The sequence below is a fragment of the Methylomonas paludis genome (assembly GCF_018734325.1).
In the GTDB taxonomy this organism is placed as follows: domain Bacteria; phylum Pseudomonadota; class Gammaproteobacteria; order Methylococcales; family Methylomonadaceae; genus Methylomonas; species Methylomonas paludis.
Genome location: NZ_CP073754.1, coordinates 3,159,417 through 3,178,510, shown reverse-complemented (window position 1 = coordinate 3,178,510; position 19,094 = coordinate 3,159,417). Strand labels below are relative to the sequence as shown.

General features: G+C 46.3%; 16 protein-coding genes. 12 read left to right on the top strand and 4 right to left on the bottom strand.

Features of this window, described 5'->3' with window-relative positions:
- The first annotated feature begins 216 nt into the window (after positions 1-216).
- The 10 genes from nhaD (at position 217) to KEF85_RS14365 (ending at position 12,667) form a co-directional block, all read left to right on the top strand.
- A complete protein-coding gene (gene nhaD, locus KEF85_RS14410; protein WP_246534964.1) occupies positions 217-1,671 on the top strand; it encodes a sodium:proton antiporter NhaD in 1,455 nt (484 codons plus the stop codon).
- A 308-nt stretch (positions 1,672-1,979) separates the two neighbouring features.
- Positions 1,980-2,072 (top strand): K(+)-transporting ATPase subunit F, encoded by a 93-nt coding sequence (gene kdpF / locus KEF85_RS17130; protein ID WP_215581750.1) that lies wholly within the window; start codon positions 1,980-1,982, stop codon positions 2,070-2,072.
- Positions 2,069-3,868 carry a potassium-transporting ATPase subunit KdpA gene (gene kdpA / locus KEF85_RS14400; protein ID WP_215581747.1) on the top strand — a complete coding sequence of 600 codons (1,800 nt, stop codon included), beginning with the start codon at positions 2,069-2,071 and terminating at the stop codon, positions 3,866-3,868. Before kdpF ends, kdpA begins: the two co-directional genes overlap by 4 nt.
- Complete coding sequence (kdpB, locus tag KEF85_RS14395) at positions 3,865-5,916, top strand: potassium-transporting ATPase subunit KdpB (RefSeq protein ID WP_215581745.1); 2,052 nt, start codon at positions 3,865-3,867, stop codon at positions 5,914-5,916. The genes kdpA and kdpB overlap by 4 nt, the downstream gene beginning before the upstream one ends.
- Positions 5,917-5,931: 15 nt before the next feature.
- The gene (gene kdpC / locus KEF85_RS14390) at positions 5,932-6,522 is read left to right on the top strand and encodes a potassium-transporting ATPase subunit KdpC (protein WP_215581743.1); all 591 of its coding nucleotides are present in this window, start codon (positions 5,932-5,934) and stop codon (positions 6,520-6,522) included.
- Between the two features lie 11 nt (positions 6,523-6,533).
- A complete protein-coding gene (locus KEF85_RS14385) occupies positions 6,534-7,718 on the top strand; it encodes a porin (RefSeq protein ID WP_215581742.1) in 1,185 nt (394 codons plus the stop codon).
- Between the two features lie 10 nt (positions 7,719-7,728).
- Positions 7,729-8,784, top strand: coding sequence for an FAD:protein FMN transferase (locus KEF85_RS14380; protein WP_246534963.1), 1,056 nt, complete (start codon positions 7,729-7,731; stop codon positions 8,782-8,784).
- 62 nt (positions 8,785-8,846) lie between these two features.
- Positions 8,847-11,546 carry a sensor histidine kinase gene (locus KEF85_RS14375; protein WP_215581740.1) on the top strand — a complete coding sequence of 900 codons (2,700 nt, stop codon included), beginning with the start codon at positions 8,847-8,849 and terminating at the stop codon, positions 11,544-11,546.
- A gap of 19 nt (positions 11,547-11,565) precedes the next feature.
- Entirely contained in the window at positions 11,566-12,255 is a 690-nt protein-coding gene (locus KEF85_RS14370) for a response regulator (protein ID WP_215585181.1), read from the top strand.
- 4 nt (positions 12,256-12,259) lie between these two features.
- On the top strand, positions 12,260-12,667 hold the full coding sequence (locus KEF85_RS14365) for a hypothetical protein (protein WP_215581737.1): 408 nt from the start codon (positions 12,260-12,262) through the stop codon (positions 12,665-12,667).
- 154 nt (positions 12,668-12,821) lie between these two features.
- On the opposite strand, the gene KEF85_RS14360 is transcribed toward KEF85_RS14365, so the two are convergent.
- Positions 12,822-13,841, bottom strand: coding sequence for a DUF3466 family protein (locus KEF85_RS14360; RefSeq protein ID WP_215581735.1), 1,020 nt, complete (start codon positions 13,839-13,841; stop codon positions 12,822-12,824).
- A 391-nt stretch (positions 13,842-14,232) separates the two neighbouring features.
- On the opposite strand from KEF85_RS14360, the gene KEF85_RS14355 reads away from it, so the two are divergent.
- The gene (locus KEF85_RS14355) at positions 14,233-14,634 is read left to right on the top strand and encodes a thiol-disulfide oxidoreductase DCC family protein (RefSeq protein WP_215581733.1); all 402 of its coding nucleotides are present in this window, start codon (positions 14,233-14,235) and stop codon (positions 14,632-14,634) included.
- Here KEF85_RS14355 and KEF85_RS14350 read toward each other — a convergent pair.
- The 3 genes from KEF85_RS14350 to KEF85_RS14340 all read right to left on the bottom strand — a co-directional run bounded on the left by KEF85_RS14350 (position 14,624) and on the right by KEF85_RS14340 (position 18,232).
- Positions 14,624-15,925: a M18 family aminopeptidase gene (locus tag KEF85_RS14350; RefSeq protein ID WP_215581731.1), complete on the bottom strand. Its 1,302-nt coding sequence runs from the start codon at positions 15,923-15,925 to the stop codon at positions 14,624-14,626. The two genes, KEF85_RS14355 and KEF85_RS14350, sit on opposite strands and share 11 nt — an antisense overlap.
- Positions 15,922-16,317, bottom strand: a complete 396-nt coding sequence (msrB, locus tag KEF85_RS14345) for a peptide-methionine (R)-S-oxide reductase MsrB (protein ID WP_215581729.1) — start codon at positions 16,315-16,317, stop codon at positions 15,922-15,924. The genes KEF85_RS14350 and msrB overlap by 4 nt, the downstream gene beginning before the upstream one ends.
- Before the next feature lie 457 nt (positions 16,318-16,774).
- Positions 16,775-18,232: a TolC family protein gene (locus KEF85_RS14340; protein WP_215581727.1), complete on the bottom strand. Its 1,458-nt coding sequence runs from the start codon at positions 18,230-18,232 to the stop codon at positions 16,775-16,777.
- Positions 18,233-18,768: 536 nt separating this feature from the next.
- Here KEF85_RS14340 and KEF85_RS14335 point away from each other — a divergent pair.
- Entirely contained in the window at positions 18,769-19,089 is a 321-nt protein-coding gene (locus KEF85_RS14335) for a YtcA family lipoprotein (RefSeq protein ID WP_215581725.1), read from the top strand.
- Positions 19,090-19,094: the final 5 nt, after the last annotated feature.

Sequence of the window (19,094 nt, the reverse complement as noted above, 5' to 3'; positions counted from 1 at the left end):
TGTTAGTCAAATCCAGCGCTGCTCAATTGTTCTTAAATATGAAACAGTGAGTTTTTTATTTGTTTACAGATCTTTACAAAATCTTTATACCTAAATCTTTAGTATTTGAAGGTTGTTCAACCAAATTGAAGCTGTAAGTGATGTGCAAGGCTTTTGCCCGTCATACCATAGTTATCAATCAGATGCTTATATTTTAAGGTTAATAAGTGAGATCAAGTGAAAAACACACATAAGCTTTTCAGGATTAGGGAATTCTTTATTTTAATATTAATGTGTCTTTTGCCGTCTTTTGTTTTTGCAGAAGAAATCGGCGCGGTAACACAATTAGATTTGAAGCATCATTTCGTGGGCTATTTTGCGGTGGCAGTCACTTTTATTGTTTATGCTATTGCAATGACTGAAGACTTGCATCAATTGAGCAAAGCAAAGCCTATGGTTTTGGGTTCGGCATTAATTTGGGGATCAATATTTGTTTACTATAGTATGGAATATGGTTCAGCCAAAAATGTTGCCGTGGTTTTTCAAAATAATTTAACAGCTTATGCAGAGTTGTTTTTATTTATTACCGTATCGATGACTTTTTTGAATTCTATGACCGAGCGGGGGATATTCGACGCTTTGCGCATTGTTTTAGTCAATAGGCAATATAGTTATCGGCAATTATTTTGGATTACCGGCGTGTTGGCCTTTGTGCTGTCGCTAGTGATTAGTAGTTTGACTGTCGGTTTGTTGATGGGCTATATCATTTTGGTCATAGGTAAGGATCAACCTAAGTTCGTTGGTCTGGCAGGATTGAATGCAGTGGTTGCCGCTAATGCCGGAGGGACAATAAGTCCGTTGGGGGGGATTTCCACCTTTTTTGTTTGGCAACAAAATATGTTGCATTTTACTGAGTTTTTTAATTTAACGATTCCGTGTATGGTGAATTTTTTAGTCCCGGCATCAATAATGCATTTTGCAGTGACTAAAGAAAATCCGGTCTTTACTAAAGAAACACCTGCGTTAAAGCGTGGCAGCAAGAGGATTGTCTTTATATTTATATTTACTTTTAGTCTGACCATTTTATCAAATGTTTTTTTTGATATGCCGGCCATAGCCGGCATGATGTTTGGCTTAGCGATATTACAATTCTTTGCGTATTATTTAACTAAATCCGAAAAATTGAGTCATTTTTTAATTCCCGAAACACGCCAAACAATTGATTCTAAAAAGGGCTTTGATGTTTTTAAGTGTATTGCCGGAGTTGATTGGGATACTCTGTTATTTTTCTATGGCGCCATGATGATAGTGGGAGCATTGAGCTTTTTAGGTTATTTGGATGCTATGGCTCATTATCTGTTTACAGAAATTAGCCCAACTTTAGCCAATATCATGATTGGTTTATCATCGTCGTCTATTGATAACGGTACCTTAATGTTTGCTGTGTTAAACATGCATCCGCCTTTTTCGATGCAACAATGGCTGTTATTGACTTTAACCTTGGGCGTGGGCGGCAGTTTATTGGCGATTGGTTCTGCGCCAGCCTTGCATGTATTGGGTTTAATGAAAGGACATATGAAAGAAGGCGAGGGGTATACCTTTACGCTGCATTTACGCTGGATGCCGGCCATACTCTTAGGTTTTTTTGCCAGTATAGGCACATTGTTTTTACTCAATGGCGGTGTTTTTTAATGTTGCCAATCCAGCAGTATCGCTAAATTTAATTGGTGGTTTTGATTTAAAAGCCGGGTTAAACCGGCTTTTTTAATGCCTGAACCTTGAGTCTGTTTTTGATAATTGTTTAATAATTCGATGCAGATTGTTTCTTTTTAGTTGACAAGTCTTTACGAGAACTTTACTTCAAAGTCTTTAATATTTATCCATTGTCTTTACTTTTTAAGGAGTTATGCAATGGATATCTTTTATCTTGCTTTATACCTGCTGTTTCTGGTTTTGGCCCTATTCCTCATCAAAGGTTGTGATGTCTTGGAGAATCGCAAATGACAGCTGAATACACGATTAGCCTGTTGGTTGTTATGTGTTTGGTGGTGTATTTGATAGTTGCACTGATCAATCCAGAGGATTTCACATGAGTTCCCATGCTATTAGCTTATTAGTGGTATTTCTACTGATATTACTGCTTGCAGTAAAACCACTTGGAGCCTTTATTACTGCGGCAATGGAACCATCTGGTTTCTTGACTGTGCTGGCACCTTTCGAACAGTATTTGTTCAGACTCTTGCGCATTGATGCGCGTAAGGAAATGCACTGGCAGGAATATGCTTATGTATTGGTATTATTTAATGCTCTCGCTGCCTTATGGGTCTATGCCTTGCAGCGCTGGCAAGCCGATTTACCGTTAAATCCACAGGATTTAAGCGCAGTCAGCCCCGACTCCTCATTAAATACAGCGATTTCCTTCCTCACTGCAGCCTGTTGGCAGGGTTATGCCGGCGAAATTACGATGAGTTATTTGACGCAAATGCTGGGACTGGGTTTTTTGAACTTTGTTGCACCGGCTACCGGGCTTTGTGTGGCTTTTGTGTTGTTCCGTGGTTTTGCTCGCCATGAGACAGCCTTTATCGGCAATTTTTGGGTAGATATGGTGCGCGCCTGTACCTACGTGTTACTCCCTTTGTCAGTAATACTGGCAATTTTTCTTGTGCAACAGGGGGCTATTCAGAATTTTAAACCCTTTGTCGCAATACAAACTATGGATGTTACGCAATATCAGACACCTAAATTGGATGCAACCGGGCAGCCGATTAAGGATGCTAACGGGCAAGCCGTGACTGAGTCGGTTTCTATAAGAAAGCAGATTTTGCCTATGGGGCCTGCGGCTTCTTTAGATGCCACCAAAGTGATGGGTAATAATGGGGGTGGCTTTTTTAACGTCAATGCGGCTCATCCTTTCGAGAACCCCACCCCGCTGACAAATTTCGCCGGTATGTTGGCAATGTTTCTAATCCCGGCGGTTTTGTGTTTCAGTTTTGGACGTATCGTCGGTGATACACGTCAGGGGTGGGCTATTTTATTTACTATGGTCTTTATGTTTGCCGGCTCTGCCTTGGTGGCGATGTATGCCGAACAGGCAGGGAATCCCTTGCTTAGTCACTTGGGTCTGGATCAAAGTGGCGGCAATCTGGAGGGCAAGGAAATGCGTTTTGGCAGCGATGGTTCTGCTTTGTGGGCAGTCATCACTACTGCATCGGGTACCGGAGGCTCTAATGCCATGCATGACTCTTTTACTCCAATTGGCGGATTCGTCTGTATGTGGTTGATGCAGGTGGGTGAAGTGGTTTTCGGTGGTGTCGGAGTGGGTTTGGTCGGGATGCTGATTTTTGCCATCATTGCTGTGTTTATTTCTGGTTTGATGATAGGACGCACCCCAGAATATTTAGGTAAGAAAATCGAAAGCTATGAAATGAAAATGATTTCAATTTCTATTTTGATAACCCCGTTGCTGGTTTTGGTCGGTACGGCTATATCGATATTGCTGCCGGATGGCAAGTTGGGGATTCTGAATCCGGGGTCGCATGGTTTCAGTGAAGTGCTTTATGCATTTTCTTCGGCAGCCAATAATAACGGCAGCGCTTTCGCCGGACTTTCCGCCAATACGCCCTATTACAACACCATGCTCGCTGTGGCTTTGTGGTTTGGGCGCTTTTTTTCCATAGTCCCATATTTGGCAATTGCCGGCGCGCTGGCCAAGAAGCATAGACTGTTACCGGGAGAGGGTACATTACCCACTCACGGTGCTTTGTTTATTGTATTGCTGATAGCCACGGTGTTGATTGTCGGCGCATTAACCTATTTTCCTGCGTTGGTACTGGGTCCATTCGCGGAACATTTTGCTTTGTGGCCGCATGGTCAATGGAGCCAACCATGAGCCGTACTAAATTCGACTTATTTGATGCCAAGCTGATTCAGCCGGCGCTGGTGGAGTCATTTCGTAAACTGTCGCCGCGCGTTCAATTGCGCAACCCGGTAATGTTTATTTGTTTGGTCGGTAGTCTCGGCACGACAGTTTTATTGGTTAAGACCATGGTGGGTGGTGGTGAATCAATAATGTTTATTTTATCGATAGCCCTGTGGTTGTGGTTCACTCTGCTATTTGCCAATTTTGCAGAAGCACTTGCCGAAGGTCGTAGTAAAGCGCAAGCAGCATCGCTACGTTCCTTACGTAAAACCGTAGCGGCTAAAAAATTGGCTGAAGCAAACAATGACGCGGCATGGACTCTAATCTCGGCAGATAAATTGCGGCAGGGTGATCTTTATCTAGTCGAAGCCGGTGACTTGATTCCTGCGGATGGTGAAGTGATTTTAGGTGAAGCTTCGATTGATGAAAGCGCGATTACCGGCGAATCGGCTCCTGTTATCCGCGAATCCGGCGGTGACTTCTGTTCAGTTACTGGTGGTACACAGGTATTGTCCGATTGGTTGGTGGTACGTGTTTCCAGCAATCCAGGTGACAGTTTTCTTGAACGGATGATCGCGATGGTGGAAACCGCCAAACGCGGCAAGACACCCAACGAAATCGCCTTGACCATCTTGCTGGTGGCTTTGACATTCGTATTTTTAACGGCTACGGCCACCATTTTGCCGTTTTCCGTATTTAGCACCGAAACCAGTGTCCAGGGTTTACCGGTCACTATTACCGTACTCACTGCGCTGTTGGTGTGCCTGATTCCTACTACCATTGGGGGTCTGCTATCAGCTATTGGGGTAGCGGGTATGAGTCGCATGCTACAAGCCAATGTCATTGCCACCTCAGGCCGCGCTGTAGAAGCTGCGGGCGATGTCGATATTTTGCTGCTGGATAAAACCGGTACTATTACCTTTGGTCATCGTCATGCCTCAGCTTTTTATCCCGCCTCCGGCGTTTCCGAAAAGTTTTTGGCGGATGCGGCTTGTCTGGCTTCCTTAGCGGATGAGACCCCGGAGGGTCGCAGCATCGTGGCTTTGGCTCAGCAGCGATTTCATAGTCAGGAGCAAATGCGTGGGGAGTTTTATCCGTTTACTGCCAAGACTCGGATGAGCGGTGTTGATGTGGCTGGTCGACAAATCCGTAAAGGTGCTGTTGATGCCATGCGTAGACACGTGGAATTCTTGAATCATCCCTTTCCTGAACAGGTGTTTCGTAAGGTCGAGGAAGTGGCGCAAAGTGGCAGTACACCCCTGGTTGTTGCGGATGGCGGCACTATATTAGGTGTGATAGAACTGAAGGATGTGGTCAAACCCGGCATACGGGAGCGGTTTGCCGAACTACGGCGCATGGGTATCAAGACCATTATGATTACTGGCGACAATCCCTTAACTGCCGCTGCAATTGCCGCTGAAGCAGGGGTAGACGAGTTTTTGGCGGAAGCTACCCCTGAAGCCAAGCTGGCCTTGATTCGTCAGCATAAGAGCAAGGGCCAGATTGTTGCCATGACCGGTGACGGCACTAATGATGCCCCGGCATTGGCACAAGCCGATGTCGCGGTGGCTATGAATTCAGGTACTCAGGCAGCCAAAGAGGCGGGCAATATGGTGGATTTGGATTCTAATCCGACCAAGCTTATCGAGATTGTAGAAATCGGCAAGCAAATGCTGATGACGCGTGGCGCTCTGACTACCTTCAGTATCGCCAATGATATTGCTAAATATTTCGCTATTATTCCCGCCGCTTTTGTAGGGACTTATCCGCAATTAGGTGCCATGAACATTATGCACTTAAGTAGCCCGCATTCAGCTATTCAGTCTGCTGTAATCTTCAACGCATTGATTATCGTCTGCTTGATTCCGCTGGCACTGCAGGGGGTGGAATATCGTCCCTTGGGTGCTGCCAAATTATTACAGCGGAATTTATTTGTATACGGCTTGGGTGGAGTGATTACCCCTTTCCTTTGTATCAAGGCCATTGACCTTATCTTGGGTTTTCTTAATCTGGTCTGATCAGGAGTATTAATAATGAATAATAATCTGCGTCCCTTATGCTCCACCTTTATATTTTTCTTAATATTAACCGGCTTAGGCTACCCATTGTTAATAACAGGGATCGCCCAGCTGTTTTTTCCGGTTCAAGCAAACGGCAGTTTGATTGAGAAGGACGGTAAGCTGATTGGTTCTCGGTTGATAGGCCAGAACTTTAGTAGTGATTATTACTTTTGGGGAAGGTTGTCCGCCACGGGTAGCTTTCCATACAACGCCGGTTTATCGGGTGGCTCCAATCTTGGACCCTTAAATCCGGCACTAGTCCAGGAAGTTAGTGCTCGGGTGCTGGCTTTGCAATCCGCCGATCCGGATAAGCACAAGCCGATTCCTGCCGATCTGGCTACTTCGTCCGCCAGTGGGCTAGATCCGGAGATAAGCCTAGCCAGCGCCCACTATCAAATAAACCGTGTGGCTAAAGCACGGCATTTATCGGTTCTACAAGTAAGAGAATTAATACAAGCTCATATCCGGCCAGTCTTATTTGGCTTTTTAGGAGAATCCAGGGTTAATGTTTTGGAACTTAATCTGGCTCTGGACGAGTTATCAAATTCAAATAATAACAATTAAGGTTTTTGCCCATGACAAAGTTAGGCTTTCATATCACTCTTGGCATTTGTGGAGTGCTGGTGTTTGCTTGTTCGGCCAGCGCCGACGAGGCCGACCCAACCGCAACCGGACTTATTTCCCAATACGCTGGTAAAGATGCAAGCAGTTGGCTTGGACTGAAAAATAGTGGTTGGACTTTGGGTGGCTGGGGAACAGCTGGTATTAATTACAACACTGATGATCCGCACGATAGTAGTAATGGCCCCATGAATATGACTGATCGCAACGGTGAGTTGAATTTATATCAACTGAATCTTTTCGTCGAAAAAGCCGTTAGCAAAGGCGAGCATTGGGATATCGGCGGTCGATTGGACTATATGTTCGGTACAGACACGCGTTATACCCAGGCAGCCGGAACCTGGGATACCAAAATTATGAATCCGGATAGTTATTACAATATGGCGGTGCCGCAAGCCTATGTGGAAGTGTTTGCGCCGGTCGGTAATGGCTTGAGTGGAAAATTAGGCCATTTTTATACCATTATCGGTTATGAATCGGTGCCATCGGCCTTGAATTTCTTTTCATCTCATACCTATAGCTTTAAATCATCACCTTTTACCACCACCGGTGCATTGTTCAATTACACCATCAATGATCAATGGAATGTCAATCTTAGCGCAGCTAAGGGGATGGACAATTTCGACTTGAATCCGGGGGCTTGGGGGCAGATGAGCGGTATTAATTGGGCTAACGCCGATACAGGCACGGCGTTGTCGTTTTCAATTATGCAGGGCAACGCTTACCAGAATATGCCGAACAATGATTTGGAGTATTACTCGGTGATTTTTCAGCAACAATTTGGAAAATGGCATTATGTGATACAGCACGACAGAGGCACCGTGAATCATGCCGTCAATAATAATCAGACGACAGCTGTCTGGTATTCCGTTGTTAATTATCTTACTTATCAGCTCAACGATGTTTGGGGGCTGGGGGTGCGCGGCGAATGGTTTCGCGACCAGAGTGGTTTTCGTTATAACAGTGGCGAGGCCAGTTATTACGATGTGACAGCAGGTCTAAACTGGAAACCCAAAGTCTGGTTGCTGGTTCGCCCTGAAGTGCGTTACGACTGGGCGCAGGCACAAACTGCACCTTTTGATGCAGGGCGGCAGTTTAATCAGGTGGTAATGGGAATAGACGCAGTTGTGCAGTTTTAATGTCATGCCCATGAATTTTGCTTACTCAAGATTAAATATTAGCGAGAAGACGATGAAAACCGCTTGTTTATCAACAATTATATTGATTTGTCTGATGTTATCCGGATGCCAAGATAACCGTAGTGAAACTGAAGTGGAAGGTGCAGCTCAGGGCACTACTTATCATATCAAAATGGTACTTGATGATAAGTCGTCGCCTTTGGAAGAGATTAGGCGGCAAATATCGACGACACTGGCTGAAATTGATGCGCAATTGTCAAATTATCGAGAAGATTCGGAAATATCGCGTATCAATCGCCAGGAAACTGGTCATTGGCTGCCGATTTCACGGGAAATTACCGATTTACTGCTTATTGCCAACGCTGTCTATCAATATTCGGAGGGTTGTTATGATTTGACCGTAAAACCCCTGTTCGATTTATGGGGGTTTTCTAGCCATGACACACGGGTGCCAACGGATCAAGAAATTGCGGCGCTCTTACCTCACATCGGCATGTCGCTGCTTGAAATTGATGGAACTAAGCAGCGGATTAGAAAGAAAGATCCCAAACTCAAGATTGATTTATCTTCCATTGCCCAAGGCTATAGTGTCGGTGTGGTGGCGCATCGTTTGGAAGCATTGGGGATTCAGAATTATCTGGTCGAAATCGGTGGGGAAATGATGGTTAAAGGCCGTAAGGCCAATGGTGATAACTGGCGAATTGGTGTCGAAACACCTGTCCCTGTATCAAGAAGCGTACAAAGGGTGATAGACATTAGAGAAGAGGCCGGCTCGGCTGTCATGACCGCCGGCACTTATCGAAATTTTTTTGAAGACAAGGGCATCACCTATTCGCATATTTTGAATCCTAAAACAGGCCGGCCTGTCAGCCATCATCTGCGTTCTGTTACTGTCATGCATGATGATCCGGCCTGGGCGGATGCCTGGGACACCGCACTGCTGTGCGTTGGCGAGAAGGCAGCCGAGCGCATCGCAGAAGAAAAAGATGTTAAAGCGCTGCTTATTTATGATGAAGACAAAAAGCTGAAAGAGTACATGACCAAGGCTTTTTTAGCAGTACAGTAGGCAATTAAGGAACAGTTCAGTTGTTAGAAAGTCATTCCACTTATTTCTGCGAGTAAGAAGCCATGCATAGGCCTGATCCTGATCGACTCTTAGAGCGAGCAAAACGCTATGAGGCGCGCAATGGCCGTGGGCACCTGAAAATTTTTTTTGGGGCGGCGGCGGGTGTAGGTAAAACCTATGCCATGTTACAGGCGGCCCGTTTGTTGGCACAGGATGGCCGAGATGTAGTGGTGGGTTTTGTAGAAACCCATGGCAGAACGGAAACTCAGGCGCAATTGGCAGATTTGGTGCAGCTTCCAGTATTGATGAAGAACCGTCGTGGTAGTTGCCGCAAGGAGTTTGATCTGGATGCGGCGCTAAAACGAAATCCGGATTTAATTCTGGTCGATGAATTAGCGCATACCAATTTTTCCGGCATGCGCCATCCCAAACGTTGGCAGGATGTCCAAGAATTGTTGGAAAGCGGTATCGATGTTTACACGACGCTGAATGTACAGCATCTGGAAAGCCTACATGAGGATGTCGGTCGTTTTGTCGGTATCCGCGTTTGGGAAACCGTGCCCGACACGGTATTTGAAGCGGCAGATGAAGTAGAGCTGGTGGATTTACCGCCCGACGAATTGTTGATGCGATTGCGCGAAGGAAAAGTTTATTTACCTGAAAAAGCAGAGCGTGCGCTGAGTCATTTTTTTCGCAAAGGTAATCTGATAGCGCTAAGGGAACTGGCGCTGCGCCGTACCGCTGAAAGAGTGGATGCGCAAATGCAGGATTATCGCCAGGAAAATGCAATCCGTGAAGTTTGGAATGTGGGAGAGCGAATATTGGTATGTATTGGCCCTAATCACCAAGCGGTAAAACTGGTGCGGGCGGCAAAACGTCTGGCTACCAGTCTGCACGCTAGTTGGATTGCTGTTTATGTCGAAACACCGGCTTTACAGCGGCTTTCCTCCTCCCGTCGGGATGAGGTGTTAAAGGCTTTGCGCCTGGCCGAGCGTCTGGGTGCCAACACGGTTACTTTGTCTGGGCAAAACATGGGAAACACCATACTCCAGTATGCCCACGAACATAATATCAACAAACTGGTTTTAGGCCGGCCCAGTCGAAAAGGTTGGCGCAGATGGTTTTTGGGTTCAGTGGTAGACACTATTATCAGTCAGGCCCACGGCATCAATTTTTATCTGTTAGGTGACGAAAGTCTGCCCATCTTAAAGTCATCGCCTGAATTGGCTGAAGATCATGTCGACCGGTTAAGTTCTGATAAGAATTATGGAAATCCGCTGTGGGGTGTTGTGACAGCTCTGGTCTTGACCTTAATCGACTGGCCGTTTCGTGAAGTGTTGAGCCCGAGTAATATTCTTTTGGTATATCTGCTGGGCGTGTTCTTCGTGGCTATGCGTTTTGGCTTATGGCCTTCAATTTTGGCGTCATTAGCAAGTGCCGCTTTATTTGCATTCTTTTTTGCACCACCTATTTTTTCTTTCGCAATAGCCGATCCAGAGGATCTGATAGGCCTGGCCGTCATGTTGGTGGTGGGTGCAGTTACCAGCAATCTAGCCGATAACGTACGTTCCCAGACCCAGGTAGCCCGATACAGAGAGCGACGCGCATCCACGCTTTATCATTTGAGCAAGGAGTTGGCGGAAGCTCGTTTGGAAGATGAGATTATAGAAATTGGTGTACGGCATATCCATGCTGAATTTGGTGGTCGCAATACATTTTTATTCCCCGATCGGAACGGTAAGTTGTGTTATCCCCCCCATATACCTTTGCCAATTTCATTACTGGGTGCCGACTTGGGGGTGGCTCGTTGGGTATTTAATCATGGTCAGATAGCTGGTAACGGCACCGATACCTTGCCTAGTGAGAAAGCTGTATACATCCCACTTATCGGATCGACAGGTGCTATTGGTGTGCTGGTTCTCGAGCCGATTAATTTGCGGCGCATATTCTTGCCGGAACAGCGGCGTTTGCTGGACACTTTTGTGAATCAGATAGTTCATACTTTGGAGCGGGCTAATTTGGCTGAACAAGCCAAAGATGCCACCTTGAAAATGCAGTCCGAAACATTAAGAAACTCTCTGCTTAGCAGTATTTCCCACGATCTGCGTACGCCATTAGCAACTATTGTTAGTGCATCCAGTGCCTTGGAGTCGGATGGCGAACATCTGGATGAAAACAGCCGCCGTAAACTGGTACGAGCCATCAATGAAGAAGTTCAGCGGATGTCGGAGTTGACCATCAAAATTCTGGATATGGCGCAACTGGAGGCCGGTGAAGTTGTACTGAATCGGCAATGGTACGAAGCTGAGGAAATTGTTGGTTGCGCTTTGCGCCGACTAGATAAAAAGTTAAATAACCGACCAGTAAATGTACAAATTGCCGATAGCCAGGCCTTAATACTGGTTGATGCTGTATTGCTTCAACAAGTGATGGTAAATCTGCTGGATAACGCAGACAAGTATTCTTCGGAAGGGCTGCCGATAGACATTTCCGTTGAAACAACCCCTTTTGGTCTGACTATTACCATTGCTGACCGTGGTCCTGGGATTGCTGAGGAATTTCAACACAAAATTTTTGATAAATTTTTTCGAATTCATGCTGAAAGTGCTCAAAGCGGTGTGGGTTTGGGGCTTTCAATTTGCCGAGCCATCGTCGAAGCACATGGCGGTGAGGTTTCAGTTAGCAACCGCAACGGCGGTGGGGCAATATTTCAGTTGCACCTGCCTATTCTGCAATCTCCTCCATCAATCGAGCCAGAATAAATAGGATGTACCCTTGAAAATGCAGACAGCATTACTTTTGTTAGTTGAAGACGATCCACAGTTTCGGTCGTTGTTAACGACTACACTGGAAAATCAGCAATATACAGTTCTGGCCGTGGAAACCGGCAAAGAAGGGCTTGATACTGCCCGCAGTAAACACCCCAAGCTGATGATACTTGATTTGGGACTACCGGATATTGATGGCCAGGAAGTCATTTGCCGCCTGCGTAAATGGACGGATTTACCGATCATCGTACTTTCGGCCAGGAATAAGGAAGGCGATATCACTCAGGCACTCGATAACGGCGCGGATGATTATCTAACTAAACCATTCAGCAACGCAGAGTTGTTATCCCGCATCAAGGTTTTACTAAGACGTATCGGTAAATTGCCCAATAGTAATCAGGAGGTTTTCCAGACCGGGGAGTTGAAAGTTGAGCTGACAAAACGGCGTGTATTTATGGGGGCGCGGGAAATTCATCTAACCCAAATTGAATTTCGCTTGTTATGCGCATTGATTCATAACGCAGGATTTGTGGTTACTCACCGGCAATTGCTGGAAAAAGTTTGGGGGGCTTCATTTATTGAGCATAATCATTATCTGAGAATTTATATGGGCCAATTACGCCATAAAATTGAAGCAGACCCAGCGCGGCCTCGTTATTTACTCACTGAAACTGGTGTGGGTTATCGGTTAAACGAGGATTGAAAAGATGTATCGTTATAGTTTTTATGCTTGTTCTCACTGTGGAAGAAAACATGATTCAATCGGACGTTTAGGGACAGCTAAACAATGTGATTGCGGAAACTGGTTACCACAAGCCGAATTGGATAGAGTCAGATATTATTGGATCGCCCAAATTTCGCTATGTTTTGCAGTGGCGGCATTTTTCATTTCATTTGCGCTGTCTTATAGTCAACTGCCTAGCGATCCTTGGCAACGTTTCTGTAGTCCTGTGTTGCAAGTGCCTGCTGTTGCTGCTTTTTTGGTCAGTTATCGAATATTGCTGAGATATAAAAATCAGTACGATACAGATGATTTAATGTTTCGGTATTACCTTTTTGGGGTATGTCTGATGAGTCTGGGGTTTATTGCTTCCCTTTTAGAAGCGGCTCAGTAAGCGAATGCTTAATGGTAGCAGGCGTTAAAAAATACCCAGTCAGATTTGTAGGCAATCAGTATGGCGTATCGACTGAATTCTAATATTGTCGCGGGCTGAACCCGAATCTGGTTCAGCCCGCAAGCAACAGTTGCCTATTTACCAGGGGCAGAGTTTAGCCCGCGATAAATGGCTTTGAATGTTTTTGTTGTTTCATACCAAAGAATGCAGCGATTGCACTACCGAACAAATACAGTGCCGAAGGCAGCGGTACGTTGCTGGGCGTGGCCAGAAAACCATGCCGACCGCCGGCATCGATGAAATTACCGGACACCAGTCCGCTGGTATTGATGCCGTATCCCAGAGTACCGTTGCTGTAACCGGGCGCAATCACGCCGGCAATGGCGCTGGGGTAATCCAATGTGGTAAATACCCCGTTTTCGTACACAAAGCCATGATTACTGTTGTTATCGGTATAAGTTCCGATTAACCAGCCCAGATCGTTAATACCGGTGACATAAGTACCCTGGGTGGCGTTGGGGTCGTCTATGGTGGTGAATGCCCCGCCACTATACACAAAGCCGTGTTCCCCGCCGGCATCGTTATAGGAGCCGGCTATTTCGCCGCTGGCATTGATGCCGGTCAGAAACGTGCCGTTATTCAGGCCAGTCAAGGCATTGGGGTCATCCAGCGTGGTATAGGTGCCTGCAGTATAGGTAAAACCATGGATAGTGCCGCTCGCGCCTTGATAAAGACCAACGATCTCGCCGCCGGCGTTAATACTCAATGCGGCAGTGCCGATGGACGCGCCTGGTACGTCTATCGTGGTGTAAGTGCCGCCATCATATAAAAAACCGTGCCCGCCGCCGGTGGCTTTGAAATATTCACCCACTACCTGACCGCCGGAGTTTATCGCTAAAGCGTGGGTGCCATTACCCAATGCACCGAGCGAAGGTACGGCATTAGGGTCATCCAGTGTGGTGTAAGTGCCGTTGGCATCTGTAAAACCATGATCCCCGGTGCCGTCCGAGAAATAACCGGTCACTACGCCATTATTATTAAGGCCGGTCGCATAAGTGCCGCGAGTGGCATTGGGGTCGTCAAATGCGCTGAAAGTATAAGTGGAAGCCTGTACCGTACCGGTATTGCAGCCGAGTACCAGGGCAAAAGTTAGTAAACGTTTTATCTGGGTCATGGTGAACTCTTCCTAAAAATCAAATTTGCAAGCATCAACGGCACTTAAATCAGGATATTTGACAAAATGCCACGAGTAAAAATGTTGGTGGCCAAAAGCGCCGCTGTTTATGTTCGCCCGGTAGGCTTGGTTAAATAGCACCGATATTGCCGAATAAAAAATACCATACAAATACCATAAGTCAATATATTGATGGTTTTTGGCCATTTTTAAGTTATTAGGTGTTTGTTTGGTTTATTTATGGTTTGTGTGGAAATATTGGCAGGTATGACTTGGTGAATTGGAATAATCTGTACGTCTGACTTGCCGAAACTGGTTGCCAGGGTATATTGCTTGTCATGTTTGGTAATGGAAAAACAGCAATGCGCCTATTATTTGCATGGTCGAAATTATGAGTACGCGAGCTGATTTTATTTTGTTTTACGATGGCTTATGCCCAATTTGTCGGCGCGAAGTGGCTTGGTTAAGACGGAGAAATCAAAATGCCAAACTGGGGTTTGTGGATATTAATGCGGCTGAATTTAAAGCAGAGGTCTATGGTAAAACCATGTCTGAGCTGGTCGCTGAGATTCACGGTGTTTATGAAGATGGTCGGCTGATTAAAGATGTGGCGGTTTTTGAGGTTGTTTATCAGGCAGTCGGACTGGGCTGGTTGGCGGCCTTACTGCGTTGCCCGGTATTAAAACCGGTGTGGAATGTTTTATATCGCGGGTTTGCCAAGTCTCGGCCCGGATTAGGTAGACTGCTGGGCGGTAAGGCTTGTCATCGTAGTGGGGGATGTTCTAATTGGTAAAAAAACTGCTTAGCGCCTGCACCATGTAGCTGTGATCCAGAACGCCGGCACTCTCGCGCAAGCTGTGCATCGCCCACATCGGATTGCCGACATCTACAGTACGAATGCCTAGCTTGGCTGAGGTGAGTGGACCAATGGTACTGCCACAAGGCAGATCGCCTCGGTGCGAATATTGCTGGTAAGGTACGCCGGCCTTGCGGCAATACTGAATAAACTGTGCGGCGGACTTACATTCGCTGGCGTAGCGCTGATTAGCATTGATTTTGATAACCGGCCCTTGATTGACTAGTAATTTATGATTGGGTTCGTAGGCGTTCGGGAAACTGGGCTGATAAGCGTGGGCCATGTCGGCACTGATCATAAAGCTGTGGGTCATGGCGCGATGATAGGCGTCGCGGCTGGTATCAGTGGCGTTGACTATGCGCTGTAGTATATCGCCCAGTAAACTACCCGAAGCACCTTTGCAGCTTTCACTGCCGACTTCTTCATGATCAAAAAATGCACACACCAGGCTATTACCACTGTTTAAGCTGGTTTCGGCGAGAAATGCACTTAACCCGGCATGGCAGGAAGCCAGATTATCCAATTGGCTGTTAGCCAAAAACTCCTGTTCCGCGCCCCAAAAACTGCCGGATTGAGTATCATAGGCATTCAGTTCCCAGCCTAAAATATCAGCCTCGGCAATGCCGGAAGCTAGACTCAGCAGGCTGGAAAAATAATCTGCATGCAACTGCTGATTAGCATTTGCCGATAAAATGGCGGCCAGTTCAGTTTGTTTGTTCAGTTTTAAGCCATCCTCATTTACTGCCCGATTCATGTGGATGGCCAGATTCGGTAAACGCAGCAATGGATTTGGGAACTTAACCAAACGGCTGATTATATTGCCGACAGCATCCTGGTAGGCTACCCGTCCGGCTAGGCCTAAATCCCGGTCTGTAAACGTGGCGAGTATTGGTCCACCATACACTTCAAGGGCCAGCCGTTGGATATTATCACTGTTCAGCAGCGGATTGGGTTTGACCCGTAAACCGGGTGAGTCGGTGTGAGCGCCGACAATTTTAAAGCCGGTTTCCGCTACAGATTGTTTGCCCAGCACAAACAGCACAATGGAGGAATCATCCCGGATCACATAATAACGGCCGCCACTGCTAAGTGACCAAACATTGGTCTCTTCCAAACGCTGAAAATTAAAAGTCAGCAATTTTTGTTCAATACTGGCTACAGCGTGCCAGGGACTGGGGCTGGCATCAATAAAATCCAGTAAATCCTGAGCAAGTACCGCAGCAGTCATGAGCTGACTTGTAAATCTATCGCCACTGAATTAATGCAATAACGCAGGCCGGTGGGCGGTGGTCCGTCAGGGAAAACATGACCTAGATGAGCGCCGCAATTGGTGCAAGTGACTTCGACACGGCGCATGCCATGAGTAGTATCTTCGATTTGAGTAAGGGTGTCCGCGTGTAAAGCTTTCCAGAAGCTAGGCCAACCACAGCCGGAATGGAATTTATTTTCTGACGAAAACAGCGGCTGCGAGCAGCAAACACAGTGGTAAATCCCGGTTGCAGTGCAATCCGTGTATTTACCAGTGAAAGCTGGTTCCGTGCCTTTTTCCCAACAGACATGGTATTGCTCAGGCGTGAGTTTTTGCCGCCAGTCTTGTTCGTTATCGGATGGAGTTGTCATCTGCTTACTATCGGATGTCGCAAAAAGCTTATTGTACGCCCCTGTCTAGTCTGAAACAAAATCACATTTTTTAAGGAAAATGGCATTGTCCGGATTTAATGGGCGAATATGTTCAGTACGAACAGTATCAGAGCTTAAAATGGTCAAATCTTTATGCAACTGCTTTAATTTCGTTATTGAAATTGTAACCGCTGGTTTTTTCATGAAAAAACCAGCACAATTGCTGAAATTAATTGATTACTTACTGAACTACTTGGTTTTTTGTCGGTCTGCGCTTATGGAGATAGTAAGATTCCATAGCCGGTAGGAGGGGTTCAGTTATGAACTCTGGTTCTACCGGTTTTTTTTGTAGAGCAAGAACGGTTAGCAGTTTAGTTGTCCTTTTCAGATTGTTCCTGATTCCCCTCTGCTTGGACAACTTGCTGCTGGTTTAAACTGCACTAAATCCGCTTCCTGCTCATTGGGGATTGCGGCCAAACGCCCCACTATCTGAATTGAAATCCCCCCGGTTATGTTCTCCCGCTACATAAACCAGGGTTGCCGCTGAGCGTAGTAAAGTAGCGCGGCTGTCTATCTCGGTAAATCGGGCGTGCGCCAAATCCTTTTGCGCGGATAGCAACTCTATGACGGTGGAAAAACCGTGGGTATAAGATTCCTGAGTGGCGGCATAAGACTCCTCTGCCGCTTTCAACAAGGCCAGGGCAAATTCGCGTTTTTCCAGCGCGGTTTTGGTGTCGGCATAGGCTTTCCAGATATCACGAATAATTTCCAGGCGGAAGCTATCCAGCTGAGCTCTAGAAACCTCTTGTTTAGCTTCCGCTTCATGCACCGCATTACTGCGTTCAAAGCCATCGAACAAAGTCCATTCCACATTCAGCATTACCGTATCAACAACATTGCTTACCGAATAAATATCATTACTCAGTGAATTGGTGTGAATATTTCCCCAGTATTGATTGCCTATCATGCCGCGCAGAGAAAGCTTGGGCCAGAATTCCGCTCTGGCTTTCTGCACTTCGGCTTCACGGGCACGCAATTCGGCAAGGCGTGCCATCAGATCGGGGCGTTGCTCCAAAGCCTGATCGACAATTTTTTCAACCGACTCTACCAGTCCTGCCGGCAGCGGTACATTACTCAAATCGATCAATTGCAAGGCGTAAGTAGGCGAAACGCCAAGGTTGGCGGTCAAATCGGCTTGCGCTTGAATTACCGAGCTGCGAGCATCCTGGAGGTCATAACTGGCTTTTGCCTGTTCCTGAATCGCCAGCAACAAGTCGGGACGAGTCGCCAGTCCTTTGCTGAGTTTTGCCTGAACTGAAACAGTGCCTGCCTTGGCTGCTTCCAGTGTCTGTTGCGCTGCCGTTACTTTTGACAGCACGGCCTGATAGGCAAAAAAACTGCTGGCAACGCGATAGGCAATTTCCTGATGTTTACGATTAAAGGAAAAATTGGCGGCATGCAAGCGCTGTGTGCCAGCATCGACCGTGGCTTCCCGGCGTCCGAAATCGAATAGTGTCCAGGCCAAATCCAAGCTGCCGGTAGATGAATAACCATGACTGACCAATGCGCCGCCAGGGATAGGAAAGCTGGTTTTGAATTGTTGGCCAAATGCCATCGCCGATAAAGTTGGATACCAAGCGCTGCGATTTCTTTCCAGACGGGCGGCAGCGGCTTGTGCTTCTTCCCAACTAGCTCTGGTTTCCGGATTAGTATGCAAGGCAAGGTCAACCAGTGCCGGCAGGTCGTAGATTAGCTTAGGATCAATTTGATTTTGGTCGGGCAAGCGACTTGAAAGTGCCGATTTTTGCGTGGCGTTACCGTTCACATCTCCAGAACTACTATGATTTACCGGAAGCGCCGGATTGGCTAGGTCATGTTGTGCCGGGCTTGGCGATGAGCAAGCTGTTAATGCCATCAATATTGAAATTGCCCAACTGCAGATAAATCTTGGCAGACAAGATGCGGATGCCAATAAATTATTGCACTTGCAGCGCAGCTGCTGTGGTAAGCCTGAAAACACCTTGTTCAATCGCCAATGCTGTTGTGAAATAACTATAAAGTTTAATCCCGGAAACACAGGGTATTGCTGATCATCAACCAATCTTCCTGGTAATTACGGAGTGAATGTTGCATACCCATCTTAAACAAGCACTTAGCTGCGTATGATGCATTGCATAGTGTTTAGCAGCTACAACTGTGGTTTTTAAAGGGAAATGTTGACGCTAGCTAGTTACTCGCGCTGCAATAATCGAATCTGCACTGTACCATTTTGTATAGTATAGAATGGTGGCTAATTTTAAAAATTATGCCTTTATTTTTCTAATTCAGCTAATTGGGTTGGCATCGGTTCATCCAGAAAGTATTAGCTATAGGCCAGGGTGTCGCGATTAGCCATCGAAACAATTGACGTCAACGGATTCAAATTAAAAAACACCGCCTAAAATATTTCAAATGTTTTTACTAAAATTATTGAAGTTTAGTATCTCTGATAATGCTCAGATTAGGCTATACCGGCCCGGATTACAGAAAGCAGGTATTGGGGTTTATTTGACTGTTTTCTTGACTGCTTGTGACCCGATATTGAGTCTTGAAGGGTCTTTCTGGCCGGCCTGGATTATCTGTATTCTGGCCGGGCTCTTGGCAAGTCTGGTGCTGATGTGGCAATTGGTGAGATACAGGCTAACACCGTATCTGGGGCCGCCATTGTTGATTGTGCCTAGTCTCTGGGCCTTATGCACTTTTGTCATTTGGTTGTTATTTTACTCGATTTAACTGCG